16 protein-coding genes are annotated in these 17,509 nt (G+C 31.6%); all 16 read right to left on the reverse strand.

What is annotated here, in order from left to right:
• Window positions 1-168: 168 nt before the first annotated feature.
• The 16 genes from AC4PID_RS01105 to AC4PID_RS01180 all read right to left on the reverse strand — a co-directional run bounded on the left by AC4PID_RS01105 (window position 169) and on the right by AC4PID_RS01180 (window position 17,439).
• The gene (locus tag AC4PID_RS01105; RefSeq protein WP_492133746.1) at window positions 169-1,368 is read right to left on the reverse strand and encodes an RES family NAD+ phosphorylase; all 1,200 of its coding nucleotides are present in this window, start codon (window positions 1,366-1,368) and stop codon (window positions 169-171) included.
• Between the two features lie 108 nt (window positions 1,369-1,476).
• The gene (locus AC4PID_RS01110) at window positions 1,477-2,586 is read right to left on the reverse strand and encodes a potassium channel family protein (RefSeq protein ID WP_492133747.1); all 1,110 of its coding nucleotides are present in this window, start codon (window positions 2,584-2,586) and stop codon (window positions 1,477-1,479) included.
• Window positions 2,587-2,686: 100 nt separating this feature from the next.
• Window positions 2,687-3,199 (reverse strand): hypothetical protein, encoded by a 513-nt coding sequence (locus tag AC4PID_RS01115; protein ID WP_492133748.1) that lies wholly within the window; start codon window positions 3,197-3,199, stop codon window positions 2,687-2,689.
• A gap of 100 nt (window positions 3,200-3,299) precedes the next feature.
• Entirely contained in the window at window positions 3,300-3,839 is a 540-nt protein-coding gene (locus AC4PID_RS01120; protein WP_492133733.1) for a hypothetical protein, read from the reverse strand.
• A 98-nt stretch (window positions 3,840-3,937) separates the two neighbouring features.
• On the reverse strand, window positions 3,938-4,399 hold the full coding sequence (locus tag AC4PID_RS01125) for a hypothetical protein (protein ID WP_492133734.1): 462 nt from the start codon (window positions 4,397-4,399) through the stop codon (window positions 3,938-3,940).
• A gap of 164 nt (window positions 4,400-4,563) precedes the next feature.
• The gene (locus AC4PID_RS01130; protein WP_492133749.1) at window positions 4,564-5,343 is read right to left on the reverse strand and encodes a hypothetical protein; all 780 of its coding nucleotides are present in this window, start codon (window positions 5,341-5,343) and stop codon (window positions 4,564-4,566) included.
• Window positions 5,344-6,509: 1,166 nt separating this feature from the next.
• On the reverse strand, window positions 6,510-7,127 hold the full coding sequence (locus tag AC4PID_RS01135) for an AbiU2 domain-containing protein (RefSeq protein WP_492133750.1): 618 nt from the start codon (window positions 7,125-7,127) through the stop codon (window positions 6,510-6,512).
• 554 nt (window positions 7,128-7,681) lie between these two features.
• A complete protein-coding gene (locus AC4PID_RS01140) occupies window positions 7,682-8,449 on the reverse strand; it encodes a hypothetical protein (protein ID WP_492133751.1) in 768 nt (255 codons plus the stop codon).
• Window positions 8,450-8,546: 97 nt separating this feature from the next.
• Entirely contained in the window at window positions 8,547-9,098 is a 552-nt protein-coding gene (locus AC4PID_RS01145) for a 2'-5' RNA ligase family protein (protein ID WP_492133744.1), read from the reverse strand.
• 121 nt (window positions 9,099-9,219) lie between these two features.
• Window positions 9,220-10,005 carry a hypothetical protein gene (locus tag AC4PID_RS01150; RefSeq protein WP_492133752.1) on the reverse strand — a complete coding sequence of 262 codons (786 nt, stop codon included), beginning with the start codon at window positions 10,003-10,005 and terminating at the stop codon, window positions 9,220-9,222.
• 604 nt (window positions 10,006-10,609) lie between these two features.
• Window positions 10,610-10,810, reverse strand: a complete 201-nt coding sequence (locus tag AC4PID_RS01155) for a hypothetical protein (protein WP_492133753.1) — start codon at window positions 10,808-10,810, stop codon at window positions 10,610-10,612.
• A gap of 2,575 nt (window positions 10,811-13,385) precedes the next feature.
• On the reverse strand, window positions 13,386-13,961 hold the full coding sequence (locus AC4PID_RS01160; RefSeq protein WP_492133754.1) for a hypothetical protein: 576 nt from the start codon (window positions 13,959-13,961) through the stop codon (window positions 13,386-13,388).
• Between the two features lie 380 nt (window positions 13,962-14,341).
• Entirely contained in the window at window positions 14,342-15,037 is a 696-nt protein-coding gene (locus AC4PID_RS01165) for a CPBP family intramembrane glutamic endopeptidase (RefSeq protein WP_492133755.1), read from the reverse strand.
• A gap of 400 nt (window positions 15,038-15,437) precedes the next feature.
• The gene (locus AC4PID_RS01170; RefSeq protein WP_492133756.1) at window positions 15,438-15,992 is read right to left on the reverse strand and encodes a GIY-YIG nuclease family protein; all 555 of its coding nucleotides are present in this window, start codon (window positions 15,990-15,992) and stop codon (window positions 15,438-15,440) included.
• An 89-nt stretch (window positions 15,993-16,081) separates the two neighbouring features.
• On the reverse strand, window positions 16,082-16,765 hold the full coding sequence (locus tag AC4PID_RS01175) for an abortive infection system antitoxin AbiGi family protein (protein ID WP_492133757.1): 684 nt from the start codon (window positions 16,763-16,765) through the stop codon (window positions 16,082-16,084).
• 92 nt (window positions 16,766-16,857) lie between these two features.
• Window positions 16,858-17,439, reverse strand: coding sequence for a class I SAM-dependent methyltransferase (locus tag AC4PID_RS01180; protein WP_492133758.1), 582 nt, complete (start codon window positions 17,437-17,439; stop codon window positions 16,858-16,860).
• Window positions 17,440-17,509 lie beyond the last annotated feature (70 nt).

Below are 17,509 nucleotides of genomic sequence, written 5' to 3' on the forward strand. Positions count from 1 at the left end.
CGAGTGATGCAAACTTTACTTCGATAAGTTCACCTAAATAATCACACTTTTTCATAAATCACTTCTCTAACTAATCAGTTTTGTTTTTTCTTTTCTCTTTTGGATTTCTTATAACGTTCTTGCAGTCCTCGCAGCCTTGGTTGCGAGGACTGTGTGTTAGGTGAAGGATTAATTATTTTTGTACAAATTATTTAAGCTGTTTTTTAATTTATCTAAGTCCATAATGGATTGTTTTTTTTTACATTCTATACATTTTTTTATTGTATCTTCTATACTACTTTCAAAAGAGTTCAAATCACTACCATCATTCAATTTAAACAATATTTGCTTTACTAAATTTTCATAGCTTATACGTGAAGACAATGAATCGTAATAGTCATTAATTGCTGGAACTATCATATTATTATCCCTATAAAAATTTCCTCTTAGTGTAAATACTGTTTCACGAGAGTTTCTGTGTCCAGAATACTTTTCAATAACATCACTATAGACCATTAATTTTTCATCAAAATTGTCAAGCTTGTTGGTTTTACTTAAAATAGCTTTTATATCTTCTTCACTTCGAAAATCTAACCGTTCTACGATATATTCTATTAAATTGTCTTTTTCATTTTCTTCATCCTCATTATATGTGTTAAAAGTGTGTCTATCATGGGCATATTTTTCATAATCCATTTTAAGTTTTTCAACGGTAAAATCAATTTTTTTTGTTATATAAACATCTTCGCTATACTTGATGTATTCAAATTTTGATGGATAAAATGATACAATATTTTCTCCATTGGATAATGTACTACTAAATATAATACCTTGAAAACCAATATCTCTAATAATCTCAGATAAAAATTGACTGATTAAATAACAATAACTGTTTTCTGTATTTACAGGTTTTAACATCAAATCTTTAATAATATTAAAAATTTCATTTTCACTATCACTTGTAAGATCAAGAAACTCAACATTTCCTAAAACTTTAAATTTTGCTACTGAGCATTTTTGATTAATTTCAGCCCTTAGCTCTGCCAAACATGTTTCAATATTATTTGATAGGTAAATATATGAATATCCAGCTCTATTAAAGCGTCCACCTTTTACACTGTATTGAGGAGCTGCACCTATAAAATCATTAAAATATGGCGTTTCAAACGTAATGTTTAAGTCATCTACTGCTGCTTTAAACTTTAAAGATCCAATTCTTGCTCGATAATAAATTTCTCCATCTTTGATAATTTTTGTTTTAAAAAATTTCTTATTATTATTGATTACTCCTAAGATGTCATCATAAATTGTATTTGGATTGTTCTTTTCTAAATACTGTTCAAGTTTTTTTAATTTTTTAAGTCCATTTCTATAATGTTCTTCTTTCATATTTCCCCCAAGCTCTTTATTTCATTCCAAATAATCTTTCACCTAACGTTCTTGCAGTCCTCGCAGCGTAAGTTGCGGGGACTGTGTGTTAGGCGAAGGCAAGTAATTTTATCTCAATATTTTTCTCATGACCGCCACACTGAAATAAGACATAAAAAAAACACCTAAAAATCCTTCAAGAACAACGAGCAGCTTACTTAAGGCATTAAATGGAGCAATATCACCATACCCAATTGTTAGAAATGTGATTCCACTTAGATATTGTCCATCAAAAAAATTCGAAATGTTTACTGCACTACCATTTAATTCAACTTTAAAAAAAGGTAGTACATAATATAAAAGCCCAAATGAAAATATAATTCCCAAAATAAACATGGCTATTCTCTTAGGTGCAGTACCATAGCCGCCAGTATAATATAAAATGTTATCAAAAACTCGTATTTTTTTATTTCTACTTGTCAAATATTTATACAATACATAAGCATCGTCTTCTTCATCATATTTCCCTAGTCTGTTAAAATTTTCTTTTAGCATTCTCAATGTTTCAATTTTATCACCTTGTAATTTATTGTTTCTTATTATATCAGTAGGTGTCTTTTTTAAAATCCAATCTAGATATAAAACACCTAATAGCTGATTACGTTCAAATCTCAATTGTTTAATTATAACCCTATGCTTTTTTGAAGATATCATATTTATAGATCCATTAATCATACAATCTTCGAAAATCAGCTCATTAACCTCTTTAAATCTAAAGTCACTATTTCCCATCAGCTTGCTATACTTAAAATTACATTTTCCAACAATTGATCTAAAAAAAATAACATCTCCACCACCAAATTTAGTATATTTGAAATCTACTTCTCCAAGTTTGCTAAAACTAAAATTAATATCGCCATCCCCAAAGACTGCATTTTTAAAGTCAATTTTTCCTAATATAATCGAATTCTGAATATTCAAGGAATCAATTTTAAATTCATCTGCGTTTATATACCCATTTGCATAAGCAATCTTTTCGATTGATATATCAGAATGTATATAGCATCTATTCAGATTAATATGAATTGGTTCACCTTTTTTGAATTTTAAATCTTGGTAAACATTAATATGTCCATATTCTTTACCTTCATCATCAATCCAAGTTCTATTTCTATTTAATACTTTATTTTGAAAGTTTGATGCATTTTCACCATTGTATTTTCTATTTTCTAATTTCATTTTTTTCCCCGAATGTTTTTTTTGCTTTCGCCTAACGTTCTTGCAGTCCTCGCAGCCTTAGTTGCGAGGACTGTGTGTTATACGAAGGCTAACTATTAACTTAAATATCCATATCTATCAAACCAAAATAATCACTTGTCTTCATTTGTAAAAAGTGAGCTTTATTTTTCACACTAATGTTTTCTAAAATCTTCTCAGATAATTTATCACCTAATGATATAGAATATGTCCCTGATTTTTCCTCACCAACTTCTAAATCATATTCATCAATAATATAAATTCTAAGATACCAATTGAAGTTTAGATCACAGAACCCCAAATTTACATAAGTATCACCAGATCTGCTAGAGTAAAAAGTCTGATCATCTTTCAAGATATCAAGTAAAAATTGTTTTGGTACGATTTTTTTTGTTGGAATATAATCGTCATGTTCAATCCAATCCCAAACAAAATATATACTTGAATCTAATAGATGATTAGAGTCAAGAAATCCTACAAATTCTAAAATAATAGACCTCAAATCAGTAATTTGAATATTTAATTTACTGTATGTTGTTCTGCCTTCAAATGGTTTTTTATTTGTTTTATATTTCAATAAAAGTTCTCTGTCCATATTTTCCTCATATTATCAAATATCTCAATATTAGCTTTCGTATAACGTTCTTGCAGTCCTCGCAGCATTAGTTGCGAGGACTGTGTGTTATACGAAGCGATTAATTGATTATTGATTTTAAATCCTGATCAATTCTACACCTATCAATTAGCCACTTGTTTTTTTCTAATGAAAATTCAATGTACCCAAAGTATTCATTTTCAATTATTTCTTTATTTTCTAATTCTACTACTAATAATAATTTGTAGTCATAAACCCTTTTTGATGTAGTTTCTTCACGAATAGTTAATGTAATATTCTTTACAGTTGTTGTAAACTTATAATTTGACGCGGCTTGAATCAGCCACTCAGTATCTCTATTAGCAATTGATAAAATCATACCTTTCTCTGTGAAGTAATCCGAATATTCCTTTTTTATTCTTGCTTCATATTTTTCAATAGTATTTTCAGTTTCGATGTTTCGGTTATATTTTTCAATATCCCCAGCGCTGACGCTATAGCTTTTTAACAAAAAATATTCAGTTACATTTTCACTTGAACTTAATTCATTATTTTTAGAAAATATGTAATAAAATATACCTAACAACAAAATTACAAAAACTAATATACTCATAATTATAAATCTTTTATTTTTGATCATTTTTCACCTCTCCGCCTTAATTAAGTTTATTATTAAACCTCAAAATCAACTTACACTAGGTATGGTCTTTAAATCAAATAATAGTTTTTAGATTGTCCTTATAAGTCAAGTAGCCTGAATGACACACCTGGAATTGATGATGCTGATGTATAACTAATTGAAGTAACTTCCATAATACAGCCATTATAACTTATCGGCGAATACCAGCCCCTGCTAGCCCAATTTCCGATTGGGTAGCCCGATAATGGAGAATTCTGAGTTACATATATTGTGTAACATTTGGAACATTGCCAAGCTCCCCCAATAATAACTAGATTTCCATTCAAATAGACTTTACCAGTTCCATTTGAAACTGCATCACATATTCCATTTCCATAAGGACAAGCTGCAACCACATTTGGTGTGATAAGGGGTTCAGATAACTTCTCATGAGAATGAGTATTATCAATTGATATATAAGTCAAATCAGAATCATCAGTAAAACTTGACATCGCAATAGATGGGTTATTAATTAAGCTTATAATAAGTATCACAATAGAATACAACACAATTTTTTTCATATGTAGCCTCTTTGTAGTTTCACACCTAGTGTAAGGTATTGCATCGCAATTAATTGTTCAAAATCTAAATTATCACCCCGTTCTTTTATTGTTTCGTATAACGTTCATGCAGTCCTCGCAGCGTAAGTTGCGAGGACTGTGTGTTAGACGATGTCGTGATTTCATCAAACTCTTTTTATCAAGTACTCAATATCATCAATATTTGAGATACCTTGATCTATAGCAAAGAAAGTGAGAAGTGTAATTGGTTTATTCTCAATACTTGCAGAAAATAATTTATGATGTCCATCTAAAATGTAATGAGCTAAGCAATAATGACTTTCTTCACTATCATAAAATTCTTTTATATCAAGTACAGACATTGCAATTACCGTAGGCTTTCCGCCTTCATTTAAACGCTTTTGATACTCTTTTATTGTCTCTGTATTTAGCCATTTCTGCGGAAACATAGGAACAATAAACTCAAATAATAACTTTGACTCTTCTAATTTTTGATCATTACCTCTATAATAGTTGATTTTTGGATGGTGTGGAAATCCCCAAAAGCCATCTTCTCCCCAACACTCTATCTGTTCGTTGCTGAAATAATCATCTTTACTTCCAATTTCGATTTGTCTTGGATTTACTTCAATTAGTAATGCATAGTAATTCCCGTTCGGGATCAGCATAGAGATTTTGTCCAACAAATCAGATTCTAAATATGATAATCCATTCTCAAGCTCACTTGTAATCTCTTTCGCTGAAACACTTCGATTTGCCCCCTCCATTCGCTCAAAAAAGAAACTGCAAGTTCCGCAGACATTTCCAATATGGTAGGCTTTCTTTCCATCAATTGTGATGTACCTATCCCACTTATCCCAGTTTCCATCTCCAGTAGTTTCAAAAGCAATTATGGACTTTGAGTTTATGATTTCAATATTTAATCTATCTATTACTCTACTCAATTTGCTCTCCTTTATTGTTTTATCGATATCGTCTAACGTTCTTGCAGTCCCTCGCAGCGTAAGTTGCGAGGACTGTGTGTTATAAGAAGGTGTTTGCTTCTCCAATTGAATTTTGGAAACGAAACCTTTCCTAATAACTAACCATTGCATCCTAAACTTAGATCGCAATAAAATAACCCTGTTCTTTTGATCTTTTGATCTTCTATTATCTTTTGAACTTATTTCTTTTCGCTTTTTACCACTAGCTTAATTTAAAATCATCTTACTTTAATGAGCCAAGTACCGCTTCACTCTATGTAACTCAGCCCACACTTTCTTATAACGTTCTTACAGTCCCTCGCAGCGTAAGTTGCGAGGACTGTGTGTTATCTGATGTCCGTTTTGATCGATAACGATTTTTTCTTCAACTATCAAAGCGGAACATTCTACTTTTCTTACAACATAACCTAACAAATGCTTTGTCGCTTTTTCGAGCGTCAGCGAGTTTGTCTCTTCCGAGCGCAAGCGAGTTGTCGCTTTCGAGCGTTAGCGAGTTTGTCTCTTCCGAGCATCAGCGAGCTTGTCCCTTCACGAGCGTCAGCGAGCTTGTCCCTTCACGAGCGTCAGCGAGCTTATCTTTTCTCGAGCGTCAGCGAGTTTGTCTTTTTCGATCTAACATGTTGATACTTCGCATCTTATAAGTTGAATAAAATCCTTCGATATGCACCATCACTTATTTCTTTAATTTACTCCAATTAGCTAACTGACTTAACGATGTTTGTCTTAATACAATGTCTCTTTTAATTCGTAAGTCTAATTTCGGATATCAGATAACGTTCTTGCAGTCCTCGCAGCCTTAGTTGCGAGGACTGTGTGTTAGACGAAGGCGTTTGCTTCCTCAAATCGAATTTTCCGAAAACACTTTCCTCAAACACACTTTCGCATACTAAACTAGATCCGCACTTATACAACCCTATTCTTTTGATCTTCTATTGTCTTTTTTGCACTTTATTTCTTTTCGATTTTTTCTAACCAAGCCTTTCAAATAACCAACTTACTTAAATAAGTCGAGTACCGCTTCACTATATGTAACTCAACCTAGCTTTCGTCTAACGTTCTTGCAGTCCTCGCAGCCTTAGTTGCGAGGACTGTGTGTTATAGGAAGGTTAAATACCTTCTTAAAATCTTTATTTAAAATACATTTCTAAAGATTGGATATCCATTATTTCGCTATATTTCCGGCACTTTGCAGTACCTAATAAGTTTGAAATCTCATCTAAGTATTCACCTAAAGTATGTATCAAATTAAAAACACTATCTATCTCAATTTTATTTTTCTCATATAATTCGCTTGGATTAATATACGCTTCTAAATCACTATGTGCTAAATGTTTATTTCTAATATCTTTTAGACTATTAATTGTTTCTAAATTTGACTCTAAACTTCTTCTTAAATCTTCATTTATGGATCTCATAGAACTTTTATCTGTTGAATCCAATGACAATGATTCGCAAACATTATCAAGATATTTTCTTAAATAAACTATTGAAGCTTTATCTTGACCTTCGAAAAATTTTACTAATTCAATTCTTGATGTTCTTTCAATGGCAATTCTTGAAATACTAAAAAACATTGGTGCTACATGATACATTTTATTTATATCTGTACTAACACTATTTATTGTTCCATATTCGAAACCAAACTTCATATAAAACCAAATATGATGGAGTGCGTTAAGCACAGCCCATCTTTTAGAATAGTTATTAAGAATTTTTCTCGTTTCATTCATTTGATTTTTTGTCATTTTTTTCTCTTTCTTTTATTAACTTTCCTATAACGTTTAAAATTCCAGACGTCGTGTATTTAGACTTCTCCACTTTTAATTTTATCATTACGCCACTATAAAATAACCCCGTAACAATACGGGATGATGACTGGAATTTGGTGTTATACGATGTTGGATTTCCTGACCGAGAAACGCAGGTGGCTAAACTTTTAAACGCAATCACTCTATATAAGGCTTCGACCTCTATTCTCGCTTTTTCAGAAGCGAGCCATGTCGGCGACTGAAATAAGACAGGTTTTTCATGCACTAAAATCGGGCAATTAAAGTATAAAGGTTACGACTCTAATTAACCGGTTTTCGACCCATACGGTTCTCGGGCATTTCCCTTTAACTCCTAAACTTCGATTTCGGAATTAACTTCGACTCGAAATACAAAAACACTATGTAACACAACCTTAGTTAATCGCATTGACTCCAATCACTTAGAAAGACACCATCTCGCCCTTACCCTAACTACCAATATCGTATAACGTTCTTGCAGTCCTCGCAGCCTTAGTTGCGAGGACTGTGTGTTATGTGAAGGTTATCAATTTTTCTTCAATTATTTCCAAAAGTATTTCCTCTAACTCATCGTAATATGAATACTCTTTTTCATTTAATAAATCTTGGAATACTTCAATAATTTGATTAGCTCCAAAATTTGTTGTTAGTAGTGAAATAATAATGAACACAATTATAATTGCTGCAAAAATTATAAAATAGAATTTGCTTGTGAAATTAAACTGTTCTTTAATAAGAATTCTTGAAATTTCATTTAAGATCAAATTATAAAAAAAAGTTATTGAAACTGAAACGAACAATATAACTAGAAAGTTTTTATTTTTTTTACTAGTTTTCTTTGATATATTCTCATATCTCACTTTATCAATTAGTAAGTAATGTATATCTAAGTCCTCAGACATCAACTCTTTCATTTGAACTTTCAAAATATCTTTCTTCAAAACAATAATATTTTCCAAATAGTAAGATTTGAATGTGATATTATACATTCTACAAAATTCGTAAACCATATGTACTTTAGTTTTTTTAATTTTATTTCTTAAGTTAAATAGATAAGGCAAAAAAAACAGAAAAAATAGTGAAATGCATATTATAATCACTAAATCAAAAGCTGTCCCTTTAAGCCCGTTTGAATTTGAATTTATTGCTAATTCTAATACAAGTAAAAAAATGAAGGTAAAGATAAGTGACCCAAATAATAACCAATTTCTAAATTTATAATATTCTTTATTTATTACATATTCACTAAGATTATCTTTATAGAATTTTATTATCTTCATTTTCTCTCCTTAACTTTCACATAACGTTCTTGCAGTCCCTCGCAGCGTCAGTTGCGAGGACTGTGTGTTAGCTGAAGTTAGTTATACGCCTTTAATTTCATTTCTTAAATTCCCACACTTTAACGATTTGATAATCACCGTTCTTAGTGTTCATAGTTATTAACGCAAGATTATCAATTATGCCTTTATTGAAGTTAATTTCTTTACTCTTTAAGTCCTCAATTGCATCATCTAAAATATTCGTTGATATGTCTTTCATTGCAATTGTAATATGAGGTATCCAATTTTCAGTATTATATAAATTAAACGTTTTCAAACCGGCTTCATTTAAAACAGTTGAAATGCATTTATGTAATTCTATTAATTCTTTTGTTTTATCAACTTTTAAAAATATTGTATTTTCAGGACTTTCAAACTTATCAATTTGTACTACTTCAACTCCAAATGTTGCAGGACTTAACCTTGAATCCAGTATAGATATTAAGCCCTCAATATCATCGCAAAAACCACCTGTGTAGCTAATGTTTGGATAAGAAAATGATTTCACTCCTTTTAAACCATATGAGCTTTCTAAGTAATTCCATAAGTTGATTACTTCAATTTTCAATTCATTGTTTAACAGAGTCATTAATCCAAAAACTACACCCATTTGTCATCCTCTCTTTTGCTACTTTTGATTTTAATTGTTTCTTTTTTCTTCCTAATTTCAGCTAACGTTCTTGCAGTCCCTCGCAGCCTTAGTTGCGAGGACTGTGTGTTATGCGTAGTTCTTAGTTGCTATATACCTTAATTTTCATTATGCTTTTATCTGATTTATATTGTCTTACCCTTACTTTTGTACACTTTTCGTCCTCTGGATTCCATTTGATTCCATTGCGATATAGAGAGACTAGTTTCCTTTCTCCAAGAATACTAAATGGTTTTTCAGAAAGCATTTCTTTTGCTTTATCATTTGTTATATCTAGTTTCCTTGATACTATGTTCAAAACACTTTCTGATACATCAATTTGAAAGTGAAAACTTGAAATAATTCCATCAATCATAGGTTTAATTAGTGAAACAATATTAGGATGTCTTTGCTTAAGTCCTAATTCTATATCAATGGAAAAATTATCGTTTATCTTATAATTATTAACTTGTTCAACATTAGCTTGATTTATCAAATGCCAATAATCAATAGGTTTACAGGATGAAGTTATATGAGGTATCAAGGTTTCTAAAGTTAAAAGTAATTTACTATTATCAAAAAGAAGTGGTGTTTCTTCAAACAATCCATAGAAATATTCATATAGATCACTTTGAGCATCGTACTTCAGTTCAAAATTTATCTCATCCACTGATAAACCATTAAATGCACCTGAACCAACATTGTAGAATAGAACATTTTCAACATCGAAAAATTCTTTTTTACTTGTTGCTAAATATGCATATAAAATTCCACAATCATCTTTATCTAGCTTTCTTAAATTTTCTCTTATTTCTTTTTTTAATTTTAATGCGTCATTTTTTGGTTCAAAAGGTAATCTGATATTTGATTTTACTATAAAGTTTCTCATAATTTCCCCTTTAAAAGAATTACGCATAACGTTCTTGCAGTCCCTCGCAGCGTAAGTTGCGAGGACTGTGTGTTATAAGAAGTCCAACTTCATCTTGAGCCTTAGCTCAAGATATTTAGATCTTCTAATCTTTTGAGCGAAGCTCACTATTTCTTTTCGAGTGATGCTAACTTTACTTCGATAAGTTCACCTAAATAATCACACTTTTTCATAAATCACTTCTCTAACTAATCAGTTTTGTTTTTTCTTTTCTCTTTTGGATTTCTTATAACGTTCTTACAGCCCTCGCAGCGTAAGTTGCGAGGACTGTGTGTTATGAGATGCCCTTTTCCGAGCGTAGCGAGATTGTCTTTTCTAAACGTAGCTCAATTCGATTTTGATTCTAAAGTGGCGCAGCTAACTTAGATCTTACTTGATTATTAGCTTTTATGTTCATTCTCACTCTTACCTTGGCGAAGCCAATTTTAATTTCAGTTCTTTTTCACCTTTAAATTCTTTATCATTTCCACTATTTCTATTACCTTTAAAATTGTCATTTATTTTTTTCAATCTTAATTTTGAGAAGCCAAACTTATTTTTTTTCATCTACTAATTCATTTTATTCTTATTTGTTATTTAAACTTCTTATTTCTTCCACAATTACTATCGTGCAAATTACAACTATTGAACATAAGATTGCTATAGCACTAACAATTATTCCAATATCAACTGGTCCAGATCCAATTGCTTGAGCAAAATTAATAGAAATAAAATTCGTTAGTATAAACACAATGATTCCAATTATTATGTAAGCTAAAATCTTCAAACTACACCTCCTATATTATCAATTTCTATTAGTTATAATGTTTTTGTTTTTAAACGGTTCTCAATGTTTTTTTGTTTTTAAGGGTTTCTCATAACGTTTAAAATTCCAGTCGTCCTGTATTTAGACTTCTCCACTTTTAATTTTAACATTGCGCCACTATAAAATAACCCCGTAACAATGCGGGATGATGACTGGAATTTGGTGTTATACGATGTTGGATTTCCTGACCGAGAAACGCAGGTTGCTAGACTTTCAAGCTTAATCACTATTTATAAGGTTTCGACCTCTATCCTCGCTTTTCAGAAGCGAGCCATGTCGGCGACTGAAATAAGACAGGTTTTCCATATACTAAAGTCAGGCAACTTAAGTATAAAGGCTACGACTCTAATTAACCGGATTTCGATCCATACGTTTCTCGGGCATTTCCCCTTAACTACTAAACTACAATTTCGGAATTAACTTCGACTCGAAATACAAAAACTCTATGTAACACAACCCAAGTAAATCGCATTGACTCCAATCACTTAGAAAGACACCATCTTTCCCTTACCCTAACTACCAATATCGTATAACGTTCTTGCAGTCCTCGCAGCCTTAGTTGCGAGGACTGTGTGTTAGACGAAGGCGTTTGCTTCCTCAAATCGAATTTTCCAAAACACTTTCCTCAAACACACTTTCGCGTACTAAACTAGATCCGCACTAAAACAACCTTATTCTTTTGATCTTCTATTCTCTTTTTCACTTTTTTTCTTTTCGATTTTTTCTAACTAAGTCGGTCAATTAACCAACTTACTTAAATAAGTCGAGTATCGCTTAACTCTATGTAACTCAACCTAGCTTTCGTCTAACGTTCTTGCAGTCCCTCGCAGCGTAAGTTGCGAGGACTGTGTGTTATCTGATGTCCGTTTTGAGCGTTTAGCGATTTTGTTCTTCAACTATCAAAGCGGAACATTCTACTTTTCTTTCAATATAACTTAACAATTGCTTTTATCAAAAATACAAAATCCTTGTCACTTATTCGAGCGTTAGCGAGTTGTCTCTTTCGAGCGCAAGCGAGTTGTCTCTTCCGAGCGTCAGCGAGTTTGTCTCTTCCGAGCGTCAGCGAGCTTATCCCTTCACGAGAGTCAGCGAGCTTGTCCCTTCACGAGAGTCAGCGAGCTTGTCCCTTCACGAGAGTCAGCGAGCTTATCTTTCCTCGAGCGTCAGCGAGTTTGTCTTTTTAGATCTAACATGTTGATACTTCGCCTCTTATAAGTTGAATGAAATCCTTCGATATGCACCATCACTTATTTCTTTAATTTACTTCAATTAGCTAACTGACTTAACGATGTTTGTCTTAATACAATGTCTCTTTTGATTCGTAAGTCTAATTTCGGATATCAGATAACGTTCTTGCAGTCCTCGCAGCCTTAGTTGCGAGGACTGTGTGTTATAAGAAGGTGTTTGCTTCTCCAATTGAATTTCGGAAACAAAACCTTTCCATATAACTAACCATTGCATCCTAAACTTAGATCGCAATAAAATAACCCTGTTCTTTTAATCTTTTGATCTTCTATTATCTTTTGAACTTATTTCTTTTCGCTTTTTACCACTAGCTTAATTTAAAATCAGCTTACTTTAATGAGCCAAGTACCGCTTCACTCTATGTAACTCAACCCACACTTTCTTATAACGTTCTTGCAGTCCTCGCAGCGTAAGTTGCGAGGACTGTGTGTTAGACGAAGGCGTTTGCTTCCTCAAATCGAATTTTCCGAAAACACTTTCCTCAAACACACTTTCGCATACCAAACTAGATCCGCACTTATACAACCTTATTCTTTTGATCTTCTATTGTCTTTTTTGCACTTTATTTCTTTTCGATTTTTTCTAACTAAGTCGGTCAAATAACCACCTTACTTAAATAAGTAGAGTAGCGCTTCACTCTATGTAACTCAACCTAGCTTTCGTCTAACGTTCTTGCAGTCCTCGCAGCGTAAGTTGCGAGGACTGTGTGTTAGACGAAGGCGTTTGCTTCCTCAAATCGAATTTTCCGAAAACACTTTCCTCAAACACACTTTCGCATCCTAAACTAGATCCGCACTAAAACAACCTTATTCTTTTGATCTTCTATTCTCTTTTGCACTTTATTTCTTTTCGATTTTTTCTAACTAAGTAGGTCAAATAACCACCTTACTTAAATAAGTCGAGTACCGCTTCACTCTATGTAACTCAACCTAGCTTTCGTCTAACGTTCTTGCAGTCCCTCGCAGCGTAAGTTGCGAGGACTGTGTGTTATAAGAAGGTGTTTGCTTCTCCAATTGAATTTCGGAAACGAAACCTTTCCTAATAACTAACCATTGCATCCTAAACTTAGATCGCGATAAAATAACCCTGTTCTTTTAATCTTTTGATCTTCAATTATCTTTTGAACTTATTTCTTTTCGCTTTTTACAACTAGCTTAATTTAAAATCATCTTACTTTAATGAGCCAAGTACCGCTTCACTCTATGTAACTCAACCCACACTTTCTTATAACGTTCTTACAGTCCCTCGCAGCGTAAGTTGCGAGGACTGTGTGTTATATGAAGTTCATTAATTATTCGATAAGAGTTCCATCAAAACTCACTCTGTATTTATTATTTTCAAAATCCACTAAATCTATCCAATTATCTTTGATTTCAAATGGATTTGAACCATTTATACTGACAAAAATATCTCGCCCTGTAAACTCCCATTCTAATGTTCCATCCATTGTAATTCCAATAATTGAGCCCTCACAATAAACTATAAATCGATTTTCTACCTTATGAACAGAAAAACATTCGTAACAATTCTCAGTAGTTAAAGACCAAAGTAACGATAAACTATGTAAATCAAGAGCAACAACGTAGCATCCTATAACTATGATTATTTTGTTATTTTGTATAACTGCGCTATCTTCATGTGGTTGTAAAATTCCAACATTATCAGCAACAATTATTGCACTATTTCTAACATTATCTTCTTGGTCGGTTACTATTACAGAGTATTTAGTTGAATACTGTTCGCCATTAATTGAATGTAATAACTTATGAATATGTTTATAATTTGTTTTGTCATCTTTAGATTTTAATGAAAATTCCTGATCTGATGAAATTTTAATGATCATGCTATCATAATTATAAATACTCATCAAAGTGTCTCCCAAATTATCTTCTACTGAATTTCATATAACGTTCTTGCAGTCCCTCGCAGCGTAAGTTGCGAGGACTGTGTGTTATAAGAAGTCCAACTTCATCTTGAGCCTTAGCTCAAGATATTTAGATCTTCTAATCTTTTGAGCGAAGCTCACTATTTCTTTTCGAGTGATGCTAACTTTACTTCGATAAGTTCACCTAAATAATCACACTTTTTCATAAATCACTTCTCTAACTAATCAGTTTTGTTTTTTCTTTTCTCTTTTGGATTTCTTATAACGTTCTTACAGTCCTCGCAGCGTAAGTTGCGAGGACTGTGTGTTAGACGAAGATAATCAACTTCTCTTTTTCTTGTTCTACGAGCTTTTATTTCATACTACATTATTAAATTTTCACTATTCTTTTCTATATAATGATTTTTACTCATTAATAAAGTTGTTATCAATAAACCAATAATGCAGGATATAATCCCCCCATTCATGAAAGTGTGAACAGCAACAACAGGAAGAATAGAATTGAAAAAATATCTCAAGAGTCCAAATGTGATTATTGTATTGAATAACATACTTACAAAACTCAAATGATATAAACCTAGAAATATCTGAGTATGTGCAATTGTAAAAATCAAACTACTCAATAATATTGCAATTAAGTTTTTATTTTTATCATTTTTAAATATGACTAAAATGATTAAATAAACAAAACCTCTAAAAAATAACTCTTCACCGGTTCTTGCTATTCCTTCTATGATTTTAGTAATAAATCCAATTTCAGAATTTGATTTCAATCCTGTCAATAAACTTAAAGTTATAACAATTATAATAGTTGCAATAACAGATCTCCAATTGAACTTTAAACCCAAATTTGATAATGACATCTCATTAATATTTTTGAATAATACAAGTGGAAGAAAAAGTAAGACTATTGTAATTAGCCTTACAACATTTAGAAGCAACTTATCTTCTATGTTGAAATAATACAAAAATAATGATGAACAAGTAAAAAACGCTAATACGAGAATTGAGTAAATAATCGGTTTTTTTATTGCTTTATAGTTATCATCAATTTTCATATATATGCTAGCCCTCACATTCTTTATTTTTTTAGTCTTTTTCTTCCTTATTTTCGTCTAACGTTCTTGCAGTCCTCGCAGCGTAAGTTGCGAGGACTGTGTGTTAGACGAAGGCGTTTGCTTCCTCAAATCGAATTTTCCGAAAACACTTTCCTCAAACACACTTTCGCATACCAAACTAGATCCGCACTTATACAACCTTATTCTTTTGATCTTCTATTGTCTTTTTTGCACTTTATTTCTTTTCGATTTTTTCTAACTAAGTCGGTCAAATAACCACCTTACTTAAATAAGTAGAGTAGCGCTTCACTCTATGTAACTCAACCTAGCTTTCGTCTAACGTTCTTGCAGTCCTCGCAGCGTAAGTTGCGAGGACTGTGTGTTATATGAAGTCCTTTAATTAACTATTCGCTTTTATTCTGCAAAGTTCCCTTTTTTCAATTACTTCTTTAGGAACAATACTATTAAAATCAGTATTGAGTATTGGTTTTAATTTAACGATAAGTTCTCGCTCAATATTAATTTCCTCTTCAAAATGAACATTTGCTAAGTAGGCAATCATAGTATTCAAGTTTAGCCACTGTATAATTGCCTTCTTATCTTCTTCGATAAACCAATAATTCCGCTTATTTGCATACAAATTTAATTGTCCTACTGGGGGTGTAAAATCTAGTGCTGCTCCAATAGTTCTAAAAAAGGTACCATGTTTTTTCCCCTTTAACTCTTGAGAAACTCTCCTTTTTAGATTATTAGATTTGCCGATATATAGAAAATCCGATATATTTTCATCCATGGAATTTTTCATCCAAATTGGTATATCATTTTTATTTCCAGTAAATCGAATGCAATAAAAACCTTCAACATTTTCAATTGGTAATCCATTTAATGTAATATCATTACTTGAAATATAATTTTCATAATTCGAAAAGTAATCGATAATTCCAACGACATCCATATCAGTCTCCTTTAGGATTTCATATAACGTTCTTGCAGTCCTCGCAGCCATAGTTGCGAGGACTGTGTGTTAAGCGAAGTATATTTTTATTAAACAGTCGTTATATCACCATAATAATTCGGAAATTCTTTTTTAAATCTTTTTTTATATTTGCACGGAATTATTATTCTATTTATTTCACTTAACTCAAAATTAATTTTTTTCATAGATCTCCATTCTCTTTCAAAATAATAATTTTCCTTATCATCATCACTTTTTTCACTATCAAAGAACTTTAAATAGCTCATTATATATTGCTCTAAAAAAAAATTCATTTCTAATATTTCATTTTTTTCAGCAATTGTTCTATTCTCATTCGCAAACTCCTTAGCAAAGAAATCGCAAATTTTCACACTATATTTATCATATAAATCTGCCCATGTTTCTGTTCCCATCTTTGATTTTTTATCAATATAGTGAACTGGTGTAACTCCCTGATTTATTAGAAATTTTTTTTCAAAAGAAATACCAAAGTGGCTATATTTATTCATATGTATTTTGAGCTCAGAAATCGGAATATCACAAAAACATACCATGAACATATTATAGTATTCGTTACTAGAAATCTTATTTTCCTTATCCCTTAATAACGAAGTAATAATGCTATCTGGCCAATCCTTTGTTTTAAGAACACCCGACTTTAAAATCTTAATGAACAGATTGAACTGTTCTTCAGTTTTTTCCCCTCTCCCAACAAAGTGAGTTAGTTCATTTGATATATATCTTTGAATCATTTTGTTCTCCTTAGCTTTTTTAATATTTCGCTTAACGTTCTTGCAGTCCCTCGCAGCGTAAGTTGCGAGGACTGTGTGTTATATGATGTTTGTTATTTTTTCACCTCAATGTAAAAAACATTGTCGATACTGCTTTTAGAAATTACTGAAGTAAATCCATTATTTTTTAACAACTCTACGAAAGTATCCAAACTTTGTTCTTCTTTAAGTTGAACTCCATATCCTGTATTAACTATTAAATCTTCAGACATTACTTCAATCTGGGCTATTAAAAGATCCTCTTTTACCTGATGAACTGAGGGCATTTCAATATCCCAGATTTCAAAAGAACCATTCTTCTTTAAAACTCTATGAACTTCCTTAATTGATTTAATAATCTCATCTTCATTCATATACATGAACGAGAAAAAAGCAGTTGCTCTATCAAACTGATTATCAATAAAAGTCATTACAGTTGCATCCATGATAATTTTGAGTGAATCAGTTTCACTAATTTCATCTAACTCATCTTTTCTTTTATCAATTGCAGTTACATTACTCTTATATATTCTTGATATTATTCCTTCTCCGCCACCGCCAATGTCTAATATCTTCTCATTGTCTTTAATTTCTTTTGGGATAATTGTTATAGACTTTTTTTCGGTTTCAATCAGTCTAGATTTTTCTATATTCATTAACCGCTCCTCTATTTCAAATATCATATAACGTTCTTGCAGTCCTCGCGGCCTTAGTTGCGAGGACTGT

The organism is Fusibacter sp. QWL-12 (assembly GCF_058683495.1).

What these genes read in the sequence shown, in the direction of transcription:
- AC4PID_RS01175 (WP_492133757.1), bottom strand. Translation starts at nt 16,765, where the DNA reads ATGATTCAAAGATATATATCAAATGAACTAACTCACTTTGTTGGGAGA.
- AC4PID_RS01115 (WP_492133748.1), bottom strand. Translation starts at nt 3,199, where the DNA reads ATGGACAGAGAACTTTTATTGAAATATAAAACAAATAAAAAACCATTT.
- AC4PID_RS01120 (WP_492133733.1), bottom strand. Translation starts at nt 3,839, where the DNA reads ATGATCAAAAATAAAAGATTTATAATTATGAGTATATTAGTTTTTGTA.
- AC4PID_RS01160 (WP_492133754.1), bottom strand. Translation starts at nt 13,961, where the DNA reads ATGAGTATTTATAATTATGATAGCATGATCATTAAAATTTCATCAGAT.
- AC4PID_RS01110 (WP_492133747.1), bottom strand. Translation starts at nt 2,586, where the DNA reads ATGAAATTAGAAAATAGAAAATACAATGGTGAAAATGCATCAAACTTT.
- AC4PID_RS01125 (WP_492133734.1), bottom strand. Translation starts at nt 4,399, where the DNA reads ATGAAAAAAATTGTGTTGTATTCTATTGTGATACTTATTATAAGCTTA.
- AC4PID_RS01170 (WP_492133756.1), bottom strand. Translation starts at nt 15,992, where the DNA reads ATGGATGTCGTTGGAATTATCGATTACTTTTCGAATTATGAAAATTAT.
- AC4PID_RS01180 (WP_492133758.1), bottom strand. Translation starts at nt 17,439, where the DNA reads ATGAATATAGAAAAATCTAGACTGATTGAAACCGAAAAAAAGTCTATA.
- AC4PID_RS01150 (WP_492133752.1), bottom strand. Translation starts at nt 10,005, where the DNA reads ATGAGAAACTTTATAGTAAAATCAAATATCAGATTACCTTTTGAACCA.
- AC4PID_RS01165 (WP_492133755.1), bottom strand. Translation starts at nt 15,037, where the DNA reads ATGAAAATTGATGATAACTATAAAGCAATAAAAAAACCGATTATTTAC.
- AC4PID_RS01135 (WP_492133750.1), bottom strand. Translation starts at nt 7,127, where the DNA reads ATGACAAAAAATCAAATGAATGAAACGAGAAAAATTCTTAATAACTAT.
- AC4PID_RS01140 (WP_492133751.1), bottom strand. Translation starts at nt 8,449, where the DNA reads ATGAAGATAATAAAATTCTATAAAGATAATCTTAGTGAATATGTAATA.
- AC4PID_RS01145 (WP_492133744.1), bottom strand. Translation starts at nt 9,098, where the DNA reads ATGGGTGTAGTTTTTGGATTAATGACTCTGTTAAACAATGAATTGAAA.
- AC4PID_RS01105 (WP_492133746.1), bottom strand. Translation starts at nt 1,368, where the DNA reads ATGAAAGAAGAACATTATAGAAATGGACTTAAAAAATTAAAAAAACTT.